Origin of the sequence: Paenibacillus xylanexedens (assembly GCF_007680605.1) — a bacterium.
Lineage (GTDB): Bacteria > Bacillota > Bacilli > Paenibacillales > Paenibacillaceae > Paenibacillus > Paenibacillus xylanexedens_B.
In genome coordinates this window covers 82510-101799 of sequence record NZ_VEIO01000002.1, presented here as the reverse complement: position 1 = coordinate 101799, position 19290 = coordinate 82510, and the positions used below count along the sequence as shown (strand labels likewise).

General features: G+C 48.5%; 13 protein-coding genes. 5 read left to right on the top strand and 8 right to left on the bottom strand.

The genetic code is table 11. The features are described from left to right. Positions 1 to 132 precede the first annotated feature (132 nt). Positions 133 to 1905: a glycoside hydrolase family 13 protein gene (locus FS818_RS15080; protein WP_145332994.1), complete on the top strand. Its 1773-nt coding sequence runs from the start codon at positions 133 to 135 to the stop codon at positions 1903 to 1905. Between the two features lie 857 nt (positions 1906 to 2762). Here FS818_RS15080 and FS818_RS15070 read toward each other — a convergent pair. The 3 genes from FS818_RS15070 to FS818_RS15060 are packed head-to-tail and all read right to left on the bottom strand — an operon-like array spanning position 2763 to position 6951. Further along, positions 2763 to 4136, bottom strand: coding sequence for a class I adenylate-forming enzyme family protein (locus tag FS818_RS15070; RefSeq protein ID WP_145332992.1), 1374 nt, complete (start codon positions 4134 to 4136; stop codon positions 2763 to 2765). After that, positions 4133 to 5557 carry a cysteine peptidase family C39 domain-containing protein gene (locus FS818_RS15065; RefSeq protein ID WP_145332991.1) on the bottom strand — a complete coding sequence of 475 codons (1425 nt, stop codon included), beginning with the start codon at positions 5555 to 5557 and terminating at the stop codon, positions 4133 to 4135. Before FS818_RS15065 ends, FS818_RS15070 begins: the two co-directional genes overlap by 4 nt. After that, positions 5554 to 6951 (bottom strand): alpha/beta hydrolase, encoded by a 1398-nt coding sequence (locus FS818_RS15060; protein ID WP_260984841.1) that lies wholly within the window; start codon positions 6949 to 6951, stop codon positions 5554 to 5556. Before FS818_RS15060 ends, FS818_RS15065 begins: the two co-directional genes overlap by 4 nt. Before the next feature lie 500 nt (positions 6952 to 7451). On the opposite strand from FS818_RS15060, the gene FS818_RS15055 reads away from it, so the two are divergent. Continuing rightward, a complete protein-coding gene (locus FS818_RS15055) occupies positions 7452 to 9608 on the top strand; it encodes an alpha-amylase family glycosyl hydrolase (RefSeq protein ID WP_145332990.1) in 2157 nt (718 codons plus the stop codon). A 149-nt stretch (positions 9609 to 9757) separates the two neighbouring features. On the opposite strand, the gene FS818_RS15050 is transcribed toward FS818_RS15055, so the two are convergent. From FS818_RS15050 to FS818_RS15035, 4 genes are all read right to left on the bottom strand, one after another. After that, a complete protein-coding gene (locus FS818_RS15050) occupies positions 9758 to 11044 on the bottom strand; it encodes an MFS transporter (RefSeq protein ID WP_145332989.1) in 1287 nt (428 codons plus the stop codon). Between the two features lie 224 nt (positions 11045 to 11268). Next, positions 11269 to 12105 (bottom strand): sugar ABC transporter permease, encoded by an 837-nt coding sequence (locus FS818_RS15045; protein ID WP_145332988.1) that lies wholly within the window; start codon positions 12103 to 12105, stop codon positions 11269 to 11271. Next, complete coding sequence (locus FS818_RS15040; RefSeq protein ID WP_145332987.1) at positions 12102 to 13457, bottom strand: carbohydrate ABC transporter permease; 1356 nt, start codon at positions 13455 to 13457, stop codon at positions 12102 to 12104. Before FS818_RS15040 ends, FS818_RS15045 begins: the two co-directional genes overlap by 4 nt. A 60-nt stretch (positions 13458 to 13517) precedes the next feature. Beyond that, on the bottom strand, positions 13518 to 14807 hold the full coding sequence (locus FS818_RS15035) for a sugar ABC transporter substrate-binding protein (protein WP_145332986.1): 1290 nt from the start codon (positions 14805 to 14807) through the stop codon (positions 13518 to 13520). Positions 14808 to 15256: 449 nt separating this feature from the next. Here FS818_RS15035 and FS818_RS15030 point away from each other — a divergent pair, with 449 nt between their 5' ends. Continuing rightward, on the top strand, positions 15257 to 16291 hold the full coding sequence (locus FS818_RS15030) for a LacI family DNA-binding transcriptional regulator (RefSeq protein WP_145333466.1): 1035 nt from the start codon (positions 15257 to 15259) through the stop codon (positions 16289 to 16291). Positions 16292 to 16523: 232 nt separating this feature from the next. Here FS818_RS15030 and FS818_RS15025 read toward each other — a convergent pair whose 3' ends face one another. Beyond that, positions 16524 to 17282: an SDR family oxidoreductase gene (locus FS818_RS15025; RefSeq protein ID WP_145332985.1), complete on the bottom strand. Its 759-nt coding sequence runs from the start codon at positions 17280 to 17282 to the stop codon at positions 16524 to 16526. Positions 17283 to 17475: 193 nt separating this feature from the next. On the opposite strand from FS818_RS15025, the gene FS818_RS15020 reads away from it, so the two are divergent. Both FS818_RS15020 and FS818_RS15015 read left to right on the top strand, forming a co-directional pair. Next, positions 17476 to 18066 carry a TetR/AcrR family transcriptional regulator gene (locus tag FS818_RS15020; RefSeq protein WP_145332984.1) on the top strand — a complete coding sequence of 197 codons (591 nt, stop codon included), beginning with the start codon at positions 17476 to 17478 and terminating at the stop codon, positions 18064 to 18066. 93 nt (positions 18067 to 18159) lie between these two features. After that, positions 18160 to 19197, top strand: a complete 1038-nt coding sequence (locus FS818_RS15015) for a cupin domain-containing protein (RefSeq protein WP_145332983.1) — start codon at positions 18160 to 18162, stop codon at positions 19195 to 19197. The last annotated feature ends 93 nt before the right edge of the window (positions 19198 to 19290 follow it).

The window sequence follows — 19290 nt, the reverse complement described above, 5'->3', positions numbered from 1 at the left end:
AAAGGCTATGCTGCCGAAAGGTACAACCTCGTGAACATGAGAGGTTGTGCCTTTTTTGCGTTTTCTACGCGTTTTCCACGGCATTCTCTAGCCCCTATTTTGCATTTAACCATGTGCCAAGGAGTGATATCTATGATTTTAGAAGCCATTTATCATCGTCCCAAACTGAACTGGTCTTATGCGTATAATCGAACAACCATGCATCTTCGCTTGCGGTCCAAACGAGGAGATTTGGATGCCGTCATTGCGATTACCGGGGATAAATATGCCTGGGATCGGACGATCACACATATTCCTATGCGAATTTTCGCCCGGGATGAAATGTTTGACTACTGGGAAGCCGAGACATCTCCGCCTTACCGCAGACTTCGTTATGCTTTTCAGCTAATCCAGGGGGAAGATTCCGTGTGGATGACAGAGCGAGGATTTGAGCAGGCATTGCCGGATCATCCGCTGGAAATGTTTGATTTTCCGTTCATGAATCCGGTTGATATTTTCGAACCGCCTGCATGGGTTAAAGATGCTGTATTTTATCAAATTTTCCCCGAACGTTTTGCGAATGGTGACCCATCTCTAACGCCAGCAAATGCTGAGTCTTGGGGCGGTACGCCTACGCCTACCAATTTCTTTGGCGGAGACCTGCAAGGTGTGATGGACCATCTGGACCATCTTCGTAAACTCGGGATCACAGCCATCTATTTCTGTCCATTGTTCGAGGCCACGACCAACCATAAATACAACACCGCCGATTATCTGAAGGTTGATCCTCAGTTTGGTACGAATGAACAATTGAGAATGCTAGTGGACGCATGCCATGCTCGCGGTATACGAGTCGTTCTGGATGCTGTATTTAACCATTCGGGAAGAGAGTTTCCTCCTTTTGTCGACGTAATGAAAAATGGGGCTGATTCTCCTTATGCAGACTGGTTCTACATCAAGGATTGGCCTCCACGGGTTGAGGATGGCATTCCAACCTACGAAACCTTTGCCTTCGAACCGCTTATGCCAAAGCTCAACACGGAGCACCCGGATGTCAAAGCTTATCTGCTTGAGGTTGCACGCTACTGGATCGAAGAGATGGATATTGACGGTTGGCGCCTGGATGTAGCCAACGAGGTGGATCACCAGTTCTGGCGTGAATTCCGTCAGACGGTCAAAGCGATCAAGCCCGATGCTTACCTGCTCGGTGAAATCTGGCATGATTCATTAATGTGGTTGCAAGGCGACCAGTTCGATGCCGTCATGAATTACCCTTTTACCAACTCCGTACTGGATTATGCCGTGCATGGCAAGCTGGATGGACTCGAATTCGCCAACGAGATTGGCAAACTGCTTGCTGCGTACTCCCAACCCGTTACCGAAGCCGCGTTTAACCTGCTGGGTAGCCACGATACCCCGCGGTTACTGACGTTATGTGATGGGGATATACGCAAAATGAAATTGGCTGTCACGTTGCTTTTCTCCTATCCGGGCGCACCTTGCGTCTATTATGGGGATGAGATTGGACTGGATGGTGGATATGACCCGGGTTGCCGCAAATGTATGGAGTGGGACGAGAGCAAACAGAACCGGGAACTGCTTGAATTTTTCATCCATACGATTGAGGTACGTAAGAAACATGCAGCTTTGCGCAGCACGGGGTTAAAGATTATGTATGCCGAAGCAGGTGACCCTTGCCTTGCTATGGAACGTGTGGATTCGGAAACGGGAGAACGTATGTTACTGGTGATCAATGCCAGTAACGAGCCTCGTACACTGGAGCTTGGATGGGGAGATCATAATGTATGGCGTGACTTGTACACTGCGGCTTCGGTTGAGGCAAGACAGAACAAGTTAACCCTGGATCTCGAAGCATACGGCTTCTCCTTGTTGCAATGTGAGGTGAAACAGCCAGCAGAAGCATGATTTTGGTAAAGGGCTTTTCAGATATCTGCCATTAATCTCACTGTGTTTCTGTGCACTTAACTGCTGGCAACATGCTGTGAGTCATCCCATGCTTCCCTTTCCTTTACTTGATAATGTAGGCATGGATATTGAAGGGCTACATGTGAAAGGGAAGATTCCGAAGGGCTGAACGTGAATAACGTCCGGCCCTTCTTGGTATAAAAAAGCACACTATTACGTCTAGCAGCGCCATATGCTCTTTTTCTGTATTTCTGTATTTCTGTATTTCTGCTTGTCTGTTTTCCTGCTTTCCTCCCTCCCTTATGTTGTTTCCTGACTCTAACGATCACAGATGACCTTATTTGCCCAATTTCAGCGCTTTTGGAATTCTAACGATCACGATGGACCTTATTTCATTAAAAAACCTCCATAATTGCACTTTTCACAGTGAAATCTGCCAAATAAGGCTTCTGGTGATCGTTAGCGCTTGAAAAGCCCTTATTCGCTACGAATAAGGTTTCTGGTGATCGTTAGAATATTACGTTGGACTTTCCTCAGACTTGGTTTTTCATTTTTGAAAATTTGGGATATACGGATAAATGGTGGGTTGGGTTGGGTTGGGTTGGGTTGGGTTGGGTTGGGTTGGGTTGGGTTGGGTTGGGTTGGGTTGGGTTGGGTTGGGACGCTTCTCCTGTATAACAAAAAAACGCACATCCAATCGGATTCATGCGTTCACCATTTTATCAATTCTGTTTGTTGGATTCGTCAATCTTATTAAAACTCTAGATTCTGTCAGCTTGCGCCTATTGCTTATTGAATCAAGACCAATCAAACGATTTAGCGTGCAACCTGAGCCTGATCATCCTCTGATAAAACAGTTATGCCTGATCCAGCGGCTTGCATACCGGCTTTCTGACCTTTTTCATACGGGAGCTGACGAGTGCTTCTTCTGTGATCACAATTTTCTGCGGAATTTTGTATGCGGGTAGTTTGTCTTGGCAATAAGTCCATATAGCCCTGCGAAGCTCTTTCAGCGAACTAGGGCCCGCGAGTCGCACTGTCGCTTTCACCTGCTGGCCTGTTATCCCGCTCACTTCTCCCGTAACTACCGCCGCTTCAATGCCTTCCATCTCTTCAAGCACACTCTCCACCTCAGCAGGGTACACTTTCCAGCCACCTACGTTAATAATCTCGGAACGACGACCCAGGATGCGGATATATCCTCTCTCCACCACTGCCTCATCTCCTGTTCGCAACCAACCGTCTTCTGTAAAAGGAGACGGAGCATTCAGGTAACCCATCATCGCCGTTGCGGTATAAATCTGCAGCTCCCCATCTACAACACGACACTTCACCTCTTCATCCTGAATGGAAAATAACAGCGAACCCGGTTCTTTAGAACGTGTTGGTAAAATCCCCAATTCGGACATGCCGTAAGCTTGAATCGTCCTGATCCTCGGAAAGCGCCGAGTCCAGGCATCCAAAACCGACTCAGGCATTACTTCCGAGCCATAAGAGACCACTTCCAGGCTAGAAAGGTCGTAATGCTCATCTTGTTTTCCCAGAAGCAGCAGATTCATAAAAGTCGGGGATACGGGCAGCGCCTGTACACGATGTTTCTGAATGGTACGGCACACTTCATCCGGAGTACGATTCGCCACAATACATAAGCAGCCTCCGCTGGATAGCGATTGTAGCATGGTATTCACCCCGCCGATGTGATCAAACATCATGAAGGGGATGGTACGTAGCGGACGCACCTGCCGTCGAAAGACCTGTAACAACCGATCAGCCCGGTGAACCGTCGCCTTACTCACTCCCGTAGATCCCGAGGAGAACAGAACCAAGCCGCCAATCTGCTCCAGTCGCAATTCAGTCAAAATGGCTGGCATCGCTTCTTCTCCATGAGTCTCGCGTATCTGTCTCACCAAAAGCTTTCCTGAGTTTACCCCCAAGCGCACAGCTACATGTGCAAGCTTTACGTACTCGTCCCGTTTCGCTTCGACCAAATTACGATCGATCGGAAGCACGATGCACCCTGCTCCAAGCAATGCCAGCATTGCCGATGCTGCATAGGGAGAATAGTCCTCTTCCAAAGTGACAACTTGCCCCGATATCCCCTCTTTTGCGATCCATTCTCCCATGAGAAAAATCTGACGAACCAGCCAGTCGTAACTGTACTCTTGATCCTCCCAAATAAACGCCGGTTGCTGCCCGTGAGCGGCAAAGCGCTCTAGCAAAAAATCAATCACCTCACACCCTCCCCATCATTGCCCAAGGTCTGCTGCTGTGCTAGATAATTCACCAGCGAGCCTACCGTCCGATACGGACTTTCAGGTAAGGAAGCAGCCGCAATCTCGGCGAGAGCGTTCCCCACGCCTTTTCCCCAATGCTCTTCAATGCCCTGCTCCACCACGGCTAGTAAAGACACCAGTTCCAGTGAATTCAGTCGTCCATCCCGACCATATAGTGGTGCATTACCGCCCTCTTCCAAGGCAATGAATGTGTTATGATACGCATTCAGCTCCCGGCAGCTATCCAGTACAATGCGCAGCAGAGCTGCCTTGTGTTCGTTTGCGTTGTCTATATCTGTTTGGGATTGCCGCGGATATGTGGAAGCTTGAGGCAGTGCTTTTCTTAACGACGAATACCAGTTGTATTCATCTGCGGCTAGCTCTTGCACTACACCTGACAACTGAGCTTGCCATCCTTCACGCTGCTTCAACCTTGCCACCTGAAGCAAACTATTGGCCTTTTCCCATCGGAGAATGATGTTCTCATATTCCTTGGCGTACTGGTCAAGCGGCGCACCCAGCCACTCAGCAGACTCCTTGAGCACATCCCGGAAATAATATCGGCTCCACCGCATATCAAAAAGCAGACTCGATATTCGGGCTTCGCTCTCTGCATTCCCTCCTGCATTTCCTTCCAGTGCATCGATCAGACTGGTAGATACAGCATGTCCAAAATAAAAACGCCGTGCTCCCTCCATGACCGTTCTACCTGTCAAAAATTCATATACCTGAGTAGCCAATGCTTGGGCCAGCATCTCCCGGTACCCCTGCGAATCCAGCAGGACTTTGGCCTGAATATCCGTTGTTCCGTAGGTTCGTAGCGTCTCCTTCCGTTTAACCTCCGCAAGTTCAGGGATCGTCTGATGCCCTCTCCAAAAATCTTGAAAAGCTGCATGTTCCACTTTGCCTTTAAACTTGTAAAACACAGGGTCGTAGACATACATATGGTCTTCATCCATGCCATACACGGCAAGCCAATGATCCATCAGGTAGTGTCGTGAGCCTTGTTTTACATGTTTGTTAATATACTCAGGGTTGTGATAATCGTCGCAATACGGCAGATGATAGCTGGTGCCCGTCGCCAAAAAAAGTCTGCCCGTTTCAAGGTGCCGCCGGATCTGAACTTTTCCTTCCTCAAAGCTGCCCAGCTCCCGCTGGTCATTGATCTTCCAGATCGGTTCCTCATAATCCAGCTTGTGAAAATAAGTCTTCACCAAGCCGTTATCTTCGCATGATGGCAGCGTATATAATCGGCTGGCAGCCAGCATGGCAAGACTTGAAACGGAGCCCTGCCGTTCAAGCACTTCATGAATCAAGGGGAAATTGCATGGATAATAGTAAGGGATGTCCAGTGTTGGAGCGAAGGAATGGATTATCATTTGAGGAAGCCTCCTATTTCTACTTTGGCAGATGCACTGCCCCAAGCCTGAATATGATAGTGGAGAGACATGTCTTCGGTTGCACGAAATACGCGATTGGCTATGGGATTGCCTTCCTGATCCGTCTCGAATTGCCGGAAACCACGGGTAAAACGGAAAGAGAAGCCACTGTCTCGCGGAAGATGATAACAGCCTTCATAGTGACCATCACCTGCATGCATAAGCTTCATGCCCATCCCGCCGTAGATGAATTCTTCCCATGGCTCCGAAGACCTGAAAGTTGGTGTAAGCTTTGCCTGCATACAGACCTCTACAACGGGGGTTAGTTCAGATATAACTCTATAATCTCGTGTAGCCGTTAAATCACCCGATTCCAGCGTAATCGTAGCACTCCCTATGGCATGAGGAATCAGCGTACCATCTGCAAGAACCTGAAGAACTTCGGGATGGTTTGAAACATACTCTCCGCTTAACAAGGTCTGACTCAGACCGTTATCACACTGGAACCGCGCCTGAACCTTCACCTTCATCCCACCTTTCAGTCCGATGACATCTCTGCCATACAGTTCTAGTGAAGTCGGTTGTCCTTCTTGGCCGAACATGTACAACAGGGGGAATCGCACTCGCGCTCCCCAATCCGCTTCCTGATGGCAAGCGTCTACCTGTTCGAAGTAAGCCAGCTTTTTTGCATCTGCTCCCCGATCCAGCATCTTCTGTACAACCCTTCTCACCTGTTCAGGCAAGAACAGTCCTTCGGTGTCTCCGATATCCACCCACATGTTCACATCCGGAATGGTATCCGGCAGTCGATACAAGTTTTTCTCCCGCAGTCCATTTTCAGCTTGTACATCCAATTGTGCATCCACAAAGTACGGAGACATCATGATCAGCTTGCCAAACACATTGGGATGACGCATCCCGATATGCAAGGTGCATAATGCAGCTGCCGAGGAACCGAGTAATCCCGTGTTATCTCTATCCCTTTTTGTCCGGTATCGCTGATCAATCATCGGTTTAAGCTCATCAATAATAAATTGCTCGTATTCGATTCCAGAGCCTCCTATGCCGATCGCTTCCTGTTCAGCGTCAACGTAGTGGTAGAACTCGTTGCGGGTAACCGGACGAACGTGGGCAATGGCAACAATAATGATGGGTTCAATCCGGCCAGTAGAGATGAGTTCATCTGCTACCAGGTCAAGCTGCCACGTTTCGTTTCCCGGACTGGATGGCCCAAAAGCCCGCTGTCCTGCATGAACGTACAACACCGGGTAATGCCGTTCAATCTGCTCCTCGTAACCTGACGGAAGATATACGTAAATGTTTCTCTTATTGCCGAGCTGCGATGCCTGAATGTTTTTCAGACACGCTATAACCGATCCTGTGCTCACTGCCATCAACCGCCTCTCTCTTCCTTTTCCCTCAGGACAAACTAACTAAGCAAACCTCCCCCGGATTCTGCTGTGAATCTCAGGTGAATACAAACAACCCCGCCTCAGGAGAGACGGGGTTGTCCCGGATAGGTCAGCCGAATTACAAGCTGATCCGGAAAGCATAGCCCTTAATTTAATTGAATCTGCGAATAGTTTAAATCGAGCGGGATACTTTTGTAAATATAAAAATAGAAAAAAAACACTCATAAAAAAGTTATTGACATAAAAACCAAATTTTCTTAAGATAGCGTTGTGATCATAACTCGAGGGCTATGCTTTTAAACCCCAGCGGTTTAGGACAACCCCGGTAACTCCCCAAGGAGATACCGGGGTTGTCTGCGTTTGCGCCCGGAAGGAGGAATGCAAACAATTCAGTGAATCAACCTGTACTATTGTAAGCGCTATAATTCAAAGTCCGTTGGTTGTTTATCAAAAACTACTACATTCACGAAGGGTGGATTACCATGTTTCAAATGGCCAAACGCGCATTTCTTAGCACCACACTGACCCTCGGCTTGCTTGCCGGCAGCGCACTGCCGTTCTTGCCAGCTTCCGCTGTATACGCCGATCCGGACACCGCTGTGACCAACAAACAGAGCTTCAGTACGGATGTGATTTACCAAGTATTTACGGATCGCTTTTTGGACGGCAATCCCTCCAACAACCCCACCGGAGCCGCTTATGATGCCACATGCAGCAACTTGAAGCTGTACTGCGGCGGAGACTGGCAAGGGTTAATCAACAAAATCAACGATAACTATTTCAGTGATCTGGGTGTCACAGCGTTGTGGATCTCCCAGCCTGTCGAAAATATTTTTGCAACGATCAACTACAGCGGTGTAACCAACACAGCCTACCACGGCTACTGGGCTCGGGACTTCAAAAAGACCAATCCATACTTTGGCACGATGGCGGATTTTCAGAACCTGGTTACGACGGCTCATGCCAAAGGAATCAAGATTGTCATTGACTTTGCACCGAACCACACCTCTCCAGCGATGGAAACCGACACCTCTTTTGCCGAAAATGGCAGACTGTACGATAACGGTACACTGGTAGGCGGTTATACCAATGATACCAACGGATATTTCCATCACAATGGCGGCTCCGACTTCTCTTCCCTGGAGAACGGCATCTACAAAAACTTATATGACCTGGCCGACTTCAACCACAATAATGCGACCATCGACAAATACTTCAAAGATGCCATCAAACTGTGGCTTGATATGGGTGTTGACGGCATTCGGGTGGACGCGGTGAAACATATGCCTCTCGGCTGGCAAAAGAGCTGGATGTCCTCCATCTACGCACACAAACCCGTGTTCACTTTTGGAGAATGGTTCCTGGGATCGGCTGCATCCGATGCAGATAACACGGACTTTGCTAACAAGTCTGGTATGAGCCTGCTCGACTTCCGCTTCAACTCTGCTGTGCGTAATGTGTTCCGTGATAACACGTCCAACATGTACGCTCTGGATTCCATGATTAACAGTACAGCTACGGACTACAACCAAGTGAACGATCAGGTGACGTTTATCGACAACCATGATATGGATCGTTTCAAAACAAGTGCGGTCAACAATCGCCGCCTGGAACAGGCTTTGGCCTTCACATTGACTTCACGTGGTGTACCTGCCATCTACTATGGTACTGAACAGTATCTGACGGGGAATGGCGATCCGGATAACCGGACCAAAATGCCTTCGTTCTCCAAATCCACTACAGCTTTTAACGTCATCAGCAAACTCGCACCTCTGCGCAAATCCAATCCGGCCATTGCCTACGGTTCCACGCAGCAGCGCTGGATTAACAATGATGTATATGTTTATGAGCGCAAATTCGGCAAGAGTGTAGCCGTTGTCGCGGTAAACCGCAACCTTTCCACATCGGCAAGCATTGCAGGATTGAGTACTTCCCTGCCTACAGGCTCATACACGGATGTACTTGGCGGGGTGCTGAACGGAAATAACATCACATCCACGAACGGCAGTATTAACAACTTCACCCTTGCTGCGGGCGCAACGGCAGTATGGCAATACACAACAGCCGAAACGACACCAACTATCGGTCATGTCGGTCCGGTTATGGGGAAACCCGGTAATGTGGTGACAATCGATGGCCGTGGATTCGGCTCGACGAAAGGCACGGTCTACTTCGGCACCACAGCGGTTACCGGGGCAGCGATTACATCTTGGGAAGATACACAGATTAAAGTAACCATCCCTTCCGTAGCCGCTGGAAACTATGCAGTCAAGGTTGCGGCAAGCGGGGTAAACAGCAATGCTTATAACAACTTCACCATCCTGACTGGCGATCAGGTCACGGTTCGCTTCGTCGTAAACAATGCGTCCACAACGCTTGGACAGAACCTCTATTTGACAGGCAATGTGGCTGAACTGGGTAATTGGAGCACCGGTTCGACTGCCATTGGACCCGCATTCAATCAGGTCATTCATCAATACCCAACCTGGTACTATGATGTCAGCGTACCGGCAGGCAAACAGCTGGAGTTCAAATTTTTCAAGAAAAACGGTTCAACGGTTACATGGGAAAATGGTTCTAACCACACATTCACTACACCGGCGAGCGGAACAGCCACCGTTACGGTGAACTGGCAGTAAGAACTTCATATCATTGAAAACACAAGCTAACCCGGAATACGCAAATGTAGCGTATGTTCCGGGTTTTTGCTATGCGATCGGATCAGTGACAGAGGATGTTTCGTTAAGATCTTGTTGAAAGAACCGCCTGTCTTCATTTGTATGAATGTCTAAGTATAGGTTCGAATAGACTTCAAGGTTGTGATGGCAACGATTCCTGTTGCAAGCAACATCATACCTACGCCTTCCAATACGGCGGCGGCACCCCAGTGATCCGCGAAGATCGAGACTACCGTCAGGCCCAGAATCGGCGCTGTACTCGTAATGGTGCCGACGACACCATAAACGCTACCCTGCATCTCATCTGGCACGGCGGTGCGAAGCATAATCTGGGTGAGCATCGTGCAACAGGCAAACATGGCTCCTCCACCTATGATAAGCGGCAAGGCCACGAGAGGCGAGGATACATTCGCCAGAAGCATATAAACAGGCCCTAACACAAGTAAGCCGATAAAGACCCAGCGCCCGCGATGTTTCAATCTTTTTCCCGAAGCAATCAATGCCCCTGATCCAATCATATACCCCAGAGGAATGCAGGTCTCGATCAAACCAAATTGAACTGGATTCGCCTTCCATACGTTAACAGCCATCACCTGAATGAGCATCATGGCTGACATAAAAAAGAGAAGTAGCAGCGGATTGAGTAAAACAATAGAACGAATGAGTCGACTCTGATAGATGTAAGCAAACGAACTGCGCCACGCTTGTGCAAAAGATTTCGGGTCACCACTGGCACGCATCACCTGTGGAAAACGCCCTGCCAGCAGGACACAGATTGCAGACAATAGGAAAGTTGCCCCCGTAATCAGGATGGCGACAAAACCGCCGAACGCAGCTACAGCGACCCCGGCTGCCGCCAAACCACTGATACGAGCCAGATTGTCCACCAGATGAATGGTACCCGTTGCCTGCTGGATGTGTTCTTTACCCACGATGCTGGCAGCGGAAGCATGAAATGCTGGGGCCTGAAACAGACTGGAAAACATCGATAATGAGAGCAACAACAGCAATACAGGAAAAGGTACATGCCAGCTGAACAGGCTAACTGCAACCAGCAAAGCGATCACACCGCGAAACACGTCTGAAGCCAGCATCAGCTTTCTTCGATCCAGCCGATCGGCCACCGTACCCGCTACTGATCCAAATAGAAAACTGACCACCATATTGCAGATCTGCACAGCAGCCATGCTCTTAGCACTGCCCGTTGTCTGAAGTACCCACAGACTGATGGCAATACTATTAAAACAGTCCCCAAAAACAGATATGCCATACCCGTACAGGATTCTGCGGAACGTCCTGTTACGCCATAGGGTGCGCGGAGCTTCACTGCTCTGCAGAGTAGCTTGTCCCCCTGGATAGACTGTAGCTTCAGGCTCACTGGAAGGGTTCATGCCCATACATCACGTTCCTCCTTTTTCTTCATTAGAAGCCCTAAACAAGCAAGCCTTAATCAGAACCCTGAATTAGACAGCCTTGATTTAATTCCTTGTACACCTAAGCACAAGCAGACACTTCCGAAGCGTGGCCAGTCGACGAAGACATGACGTTGCGTTGCGGAAGTGCCTGGTCGAATTGTCGCAAGTGCGGCTCATCTTGCCATTACTGAGGCCGTAGAGAGATGTTAACCTTTGGATGCCCCTGTTGTCAGACCCTGAACGAGGAAACGCTGCAGGAATACAAACAGCAGGGTAATTGGAATAGCAATCAGTACGGCTCCTGCAGCAAACATCGTGAAGTTACTGTCCTGATACCGGTTTACGAGATCCCACATTCCTACAGCCAGAGTCCAATTTTCTTTGGTACGCAGCACGAGCCGGGCAAAAATAAAATCCATCCATGCCCCCGTGAAGCTGGTTAAGGCGACGTATGTAAGCATCGGCTTGGATAACGGAAGAATGATGCTGGTGAACACACGCAGATGACTGGCACCATCGATACGAGCTGCTTCATCCAGACTGCGCGGGATGGTGTCAAAGAAACCTTTGACGATGAATCCGCCCAGCACTGCGCCTGAGGAATAAACCAGAATAAGCGCAGCATGCGTGTCAAGCAGTTTGATTTGCAGCAAAATAATATAGATGGCAATCATGCTCATGAAACTTGGAAACATGCCCAGAATGAGCATGGTGGACAGAATCGTTTTACGCCCCCGAAAACGGAACCGGGATAACGCGTACATGCCCAGCGTCACCATTAATGTAGAGAAAATCATCGTGAAGAAGGCGATTTTCAGCGTATTCATATACCATCTGCCGTACATAAAGGACGGATTGTTAAACAGCTCTCCATAGTGAGAAAGAGTGAAACTTTCCGGCCATAAGCGTTCACTGAACAATGCCGCGCCGGGACGCAGGGACGACAGAAAAATCCACAGCACAGGATAAACGGATACGACGGCAATGATCAGCAAAAGCACGTAACTGAGCGTCAGACGAATCGGATTGTTGCGTTTCTTCATTGGATCATGTCCTCCTCCTTGAATGATTTGGAGCGGCGGAAATTCCAGATGGAGAAGGTAGCGATAATCAGGAAGATGATGATGCCTACCGCAGAAGCCATATTGAATTTATTATTGTCGAGCGTGAGTTTGTAGAGCCAGGTCACCAGCAAATCCGTTGCCCCAGCATACTGATAGTCTCCGCGAAGCGGGTTACCGTTCGTTAACAGGAAAATGACGTTGAAGTTGTTGAAGTTCCCGGCAAACTGCATAATCAGCACCGGTGTCGTGGCAAATAAAATGAACGGCATCGTAATAATTTTGAACTTCTGGAACGCGGAAGCGCCGTCCACTTCGGCTGCCTCATACAGATCACGCGGAATAGCGGTAAGCACACCCAAAATGAGCACCATGCTGACCGGAATACCGATCCACATGTTGACGACAATGACAGTAACTTTGGCCCAGAACGGGTCCGTCAGCCAAGGCAAGCCTTCCAGTCCGAACGCTCGCATATACGTATTGATCGGTCCAAACTGACCGTTGAACAGATTGCGCATCAATAGTAGCGAGATAATCTGTGGAATGGCATAAGGCAAAATAAAAATGGTACGCCACAACTTTTTGAAGCGAATGCCTTTCTGTTCAATTAACAAAGCTACAAGCACGCCGCCGAAGTACGTCGTTACTGTCGCCAAGACTGCCCAGATGACTGTCCAGGTGAGCACCCCGTAGAACGTCTGGCTCCAGGATTTGAGCTGGATCAGATCCGTAAATATTTTGAACCCTACCCAGTCCACCAGCTTGGCTGGTGGAATATGATCCGGTGCGGCATAGTTCGTAAACGCAATCGTAACGGTGAACAGAATCGGCATGATTGTAAAAAACAGAATACCGAGTGCCGGGATGGACAGGAACAGATACGGAAAATTTTTGTCCATCACATTACGCATCGTTGCCGCGGCTCCCAGCGTAGGTTTCCCCTGCTCTCTTGCAAGTCCGGTCATATACGCATCCCGGATGTTCAGAATGTAAACAAGCACAAACACAAAAAAGACCAAGAGCACAATAATTCCGTCAAGCAACAAAAAGATGGAATGGTCGCCCTTTTGAAGCACCGTTGAACCATTCACTTTCACAAAACGCTGTGTGTTCTCCCCCAGTGTCCATATCCCCCATACCGCTTGGGACAGCCGAGGAAGCAGGTATGCAAGCCCTGCTCCCTCCAGCAGCAATAGAACAATGCCTTTAATCCACTGCCTATTGTATAACTGTCCGAGACCTTGCAGTATGATGGAGCATATGGATGCCGTCATCCGGTGCTGCTTTTCCCTATTGGGCTGGGCTGACACCGGGACATGCGGTTGTCGCATATGCTCCCTCCTCTCCGTTTGGTATCATTCATCGTTCATCGTGTCATCGCTGTTTTGTCATTATTGCGTGGTTGCCAGGCTCTCCTTAATCTGTTTCACAGCATTGTCGAGTGAAGCTTTCACATCCTTGCCGCTGTCCCAAATATCTGTAATGGCTGACGAAATCGGTCCCCATACACTGTCCATGGCTGGAAGGGAAGGCATCGGTGTCGAGTTGTTGAATTGTTCAAGGAAGGCTTTGTTGATCGGATCTTCCTGTACTTTGGCGTCTGCCGCCACATTTTTGTTCGCTGGAAGCGTACCGTTCATGTCAAAGTTCTCCATCTGGGCTTCTTCGTTCGAGAGGAATGCAGCGAGCAACTTGGAAGCATTAGGATACTGGGTAAACGCATTGACGTAATAGGCTTTCACACCCGAGAAGGAGGTCATCGGCTTGCCGTCAATAGCAGGGAGGGGAGCGACCCCAAAATCGACTCCGGCGTTGCGATAGTCGGCAATGGTCCAAGGTCCGTTAATATCCATGGCCAGCTTGCCGCTGGAGAACAGTCCTTTTTTGATATCGTAGTTCACATCGCCCATCTTGAGCGGCAGCACTTGAGCCTTCAGCTTTTGGAGGAATTCTCCCCCTTTCTGCGCTCCTTCGTTGTTCAAACCGAGGTCACTGCTATCCATCCCGTTGTCCCCAAAGATATATCCACCCTGAGACGCCAGGAAGGCGTAGTTATAATAGAATTGTTGTAATTCCCACATCAGCGCATATTGATTGGATTTGGCATTGTTAAACGTTTTGGCAAAATCGATAATTTCGTCAAAGTTTTTCGGTGCTTCGGGGTACAAGGCTTTGTTGTAAAAGAGGGCATACGTTTCGACGCTGTACGGATATCCGTATAAAATGTCTTTGAACGTCACCGCTTTCAGCGCATTCTCGCTGGTATTGGCTGTGGTTTCAGCTTCGAAGATATCGTTAGGCAGAATAAGTCCTGCTTCCGAGGCGCTGCCAATCTTGTCATGCGGGAACACAACGACATCCGCGGCAAGCCCGGCAGGACCGTCCGTCGTTAACTTGGTTACTTGATCTGTTGGCGGCAGCTCCTCCATTTTGACCGTGACACCATATTTTTCTTCGAATTTTTTGACTCGTTGCTCAATAAAGCTACTCTGGTTTTTATCCTCCCAGATGACCAGTGTTGCACCCTCCTCTGGCTGGAGATTCTCTGCAGTCAGCTGCACCGTATCCTCTGGATTATCACTTGGCGCTGCCGGAGTAGAACTTCCTCCTCCTCCGGTTGAACATGCGGCTAGTGTAAAAGCCATTCCGATGGACAGAACTGTGCCTTGCCATTTTCTCATGTGAAATGTCCCCTTTCCCTCTGTGTAGTTCAAGAAATTTTTGCGCTTTTCACCCTTTAAACGCCGTATCTAGTCAGGATTTTATGTTCCATGTGAATCGTTGTACAAACGTTTGCTCAAAACGGAACACAAGGTCACTGAAACATTCGATATGTAGGGCTAAACAAGTTAAAAGTATGTAAATCCAATGATGTAAGCGCTATAATATATACCACATCATACAATATCAAACTTTATTTGCACAAACGTTTGCACAAGCTATATTCCTTTAAATTTAACCATATCCTGAATTTTGTTCACAGTAATTTCCTATTTCCTCGATCTAACTCTTTCTTCCTTTATTTTGCTCTACTTACATTCCGGGTTAACGAGTTAACAATTGATTTCTGGTACCCTTTGCATTACCATAGGAGAATGTTGAAATGATTGAATCAGAAGGGGTTTTTTACATGATTACGATCAAGGATATTGCCAAATTGGCGGGTGTTTCCCCTTCTACAGTGTCACGGGTGATTTCAGGCCATCCCAGAATCAGTACGGAAACATCTCTTAAAGTTAAACAAATTATGAAAGAACTTAATTATCATCCCAATATGATGGCTAAGAGCCTTGTATCCAAAACAACGCAGACGCTTGGAATTATGCTCCCCCGTCCTGCGGAGGAACTTTTTCAAAATTATTTCTTTGGAGAGTTGTTGCGCGGCATTATTACCCATGCGACTCGTAACAACTATGAGTTACTGCTGTCCACCGAGACGTCCTCCGATGATGAATTACAGGCCATTTCACGTCTCGTGCATGGGCGCAGGGTCGACGGTATTCTGTTGCTCGGTTCCAAACGGGACGATCCCATCATCTCTTTTCTCGAAGAGGAAAAATTCCCGTTTGTGCTCATTGGCCGAAGTGAGACACATCCGAATGCACCTATGGTCGACAACGATAATGTGCAGACCGCGTATGATGCAACGCAACATCTTATTGCACAGGGACACACACGCATCGGCTTTGTGAGCGGTCCGCCGGATATTACGTTATCGCATGATCGCATGCGTGGGTATCGGAACGCTCTTGAAGAATCCGGGTTAATGCCAACGAACGACTGGATCGTGGAGGGTGAATTCCTGCAGGAAAGCGGCTTCCGGGCAATGTCCCTTTTTATGTCGCTACCCGACAGGCCTACCGCCATTGTAGTTATCGACGACAATGTCGCTTTCGGTGTGTTAAGAGCACTCGCGGAGCTGGGATATCGAGTGCCCGAGGATATCAGTGTGGTCAGTTTTAACAATATCGCGTTGTCCGAACTTGCTTCACCTCCGCTCAGTTCCATTGATATTGGCACATACCAGCTCGGGTATACCGCAGTTCAGGTTTTACTCAAGATTCTTGGCAACGAGCCTCTCGCTCAGAATCCGGTTATTATCCCGCACCGCCTGATTGTACGTGAGTCCTCCCTATATTTGAAGGCAAAGCCCTTCCTGAGTTAAGCGCTCTACCTTATTTTTTTGCAAAGTGCAAACGTTTGTCCTTATTAAAAACTCAGGTATGATATGTGATGAGCACAGATGCCAAATAAGCCGCATTTCTGCGGCTTTTCCTTTGCTTTCAATGACTAATTTTTTTGCTATATTTTTTCCACTCTATTTTCTTCACTTTATTTCCCTGTCCTTGTTAAGCGGCAGAACTATCCTGTACTCCAAGGCACGATCTGCCAACAAATTAATACGAACTCCAGCCTGCATCAGCCGTAATGACAGTACCATTTACAAAACTGGACTCGTCTGATCCAAGGAACAGAGCCACTTTGGCAATCTCCTCACTCGTTCCTACCCGTGGATTGATGGCCATCCCCTGCTGCTGCCGTCCCGCACCGAAAGGGTTAATGTCCGTCATGGTTGTCCCGATGTTCGTCGCAACGGCTCCTGGTGCAATCGCATTACAACGAATGCCTTGCTCGGCATACATGTATCCTGTATTTTTGGTAAACCCCACTACAGCATGTTTGGATGCCGTATATGCGGCTCCGGCCCGTCCACCATGCAAGCCACCAGCTGAAGCAACATTGACGATAACTCCTTGCTTCTTCTCCAGGAAAATCGGCAGTACTTTGCGTGTAGTGCGCATCACACTTGTTGTGTTCACGGCAAAAACCTTCTCCCACCGCTCATCGCTAATATCCGCAGCTGGCTCCATCCCATCCATGATCCCCGCATTGTTGACCAGAATGTCCACTGTCCCGTATTTACTCACCGTTTGATCAATCAGTTGCTGGACATCTTCCTCCTTCGCTACATTAGCCAGAAGAACAAAGGCTTCTCCACCGTTTGCCTGAATCTCTTGAACGACAGCCTCAGCTGCTTCCTCGTTGATATCGGAAACAACGACCTTGGCTCCTTCTTGCGCATACAATGTGGCAATGGCTTTGCCCATTCCCGATCCTGCACCTGTGACAATGGCCACTTTATTTTCAAGTTTCATTTGTTTATACCTCCTACGATGTATTCGCTTACATAAAGATAACAAACAAATGTTCATTATCTCTTATCTTTAGTATAATAAGTCATAGCTTTTCGATACAATCAGTAAAAAACGTTCCAAATGTACGTTAAACAACAGGCTCTCACCTGTTTGTATATTATCTTTTGATAAATATCACCCGGGAGGAATTCCAATGCCTGAAACATCAGACGCGATGGATCGACGAATCCGTAAATCCAAAGCCGCCCTGAAGGAGGCACTGCTTCATTTGATGCAGAAGCAAAATTTCAAGGAAATCTCTATTTCGGATATTGTGCAGCAAGCTGATCTGAATCGGGGTACCTTTTACAGACATTATCAATACAAGGAAGATCTGTTCAACGAAATCCTGCATGATGTGACTCAGGATCTGGTGACTTCATTTCGCAAGCCTTACGAGGGGATGGAGGATTTTCAAGTGGGGCAAATGCCCTCTTCCGCCATTGCCATCTTCGAACATGTGCATCAGCACGCCCAATTTTACACTCTCGTCGTGCAATCGGAAGCTTCATCCAGCTTTCAGCGTATGATCTGTGATGTGCTGCGGGATCTGTCTTTGCAGGATCTGACTCATACTTTCCCGCCCCATATTAACCCGGAACTGCTCGCAAGTTATCAGTCTCATGCCATATTCGGCATGATCATGGAGTGGATCAGACAGGATTTCAAGCACAGCCCTACTTATATGGCAGAAGAGTTGTTCAAAATTATTCATTTTACGCCCGCACATCGATTAAAAAAATGAATAATTTCTCAAAATATGGGTATAATATTATAGTTATATTCAATTATTTACACATTGTCTAGTGGATTCAAATTTGAGGCAGGAGGAATGATGATGAAATCTTTCAAGTATCGTCTTGAGCAAAAAGAACCCCGTACCGGTCCCGGCGGCATCACTCGCGGAGCCTCGGTTCACGACTTCCCCGCATCCATCGGCATTGCAGGAGTATCCATGCGCCTGGAACCAGGCGGCATGCGCGAACTGCACTGGCATGCGAATGCGGCCGAGTGGGCTTATGTAATCAGCGGCTCCTGCCGCACCACCGTTATCCATCCGGACGGACATGCGTATACCGATACCTTTGAACCCGGAGATGTATGGTACTTTCCGCGTGGATACGGTCACTCCATACAGGGTCTCGGGCCGGACGAATGCCACTTCATTTTGATTTTTGACAATGGGGATTTCTCGGAGGATCATACGTTCAGCATTACTGATTTTCTGACTCAGACGCCAGACGCCATTGTTGCCCAGAACCTCGGGATTACAATGGAACAAGCTGCCAAACTGAATCAGGGCGAAGCCTATTTTGCCAAAGGCCCGGTACCCGATGACAGTTCCTCCTCTGCGACTTATCGCCGCAACTCGGAACTGACCACGCCGCATCGTTATCCCTTGCATGCCAAACAGCCACGCCGCGCCCCAGGCGGCGGTACGCAGCGTACGGTAACCGTTGAAGACTTTCCGATCTCCACCACGATGGCGGGCTCTCTGATCGAGCTTCAACCCGGCGCCCTGCGGGAATTGCACTGGCACCCCAATGCGGATGAGTGGCAGTACTATATCAGCGGCACTGCCGAAATGACCGTGTTTCTCGCCGAAGGACAAGCCGTCACTGAACAGTTCGAAGCTGGAGATGTTGGATACGCCCCGATGGGTGCGGGTCACTACATCAAAAACACGGGTGATGATGTCTGCCGTGTACTCATTGGATTCAACAGTGGACACTATGAAGCCATTGATCTGAGTGAGTGGATCTCAGGCAATCCGGTAGACGTGCTCTCCACGAATCTCGGCATGTCTCCTGAGGAAGCAGAACAGCTCCCTGACGATACGTTGTTTATTGCACCGGATCAGAACAAGGGGAAATAACGAAGAAGGCTATACGTAAGTGTTGCAAGGTTCATTCCCGGAGATTAGCTCAGTTAAGGGAATGACAACGTAAACTTAAGCGAGAATAAGCGA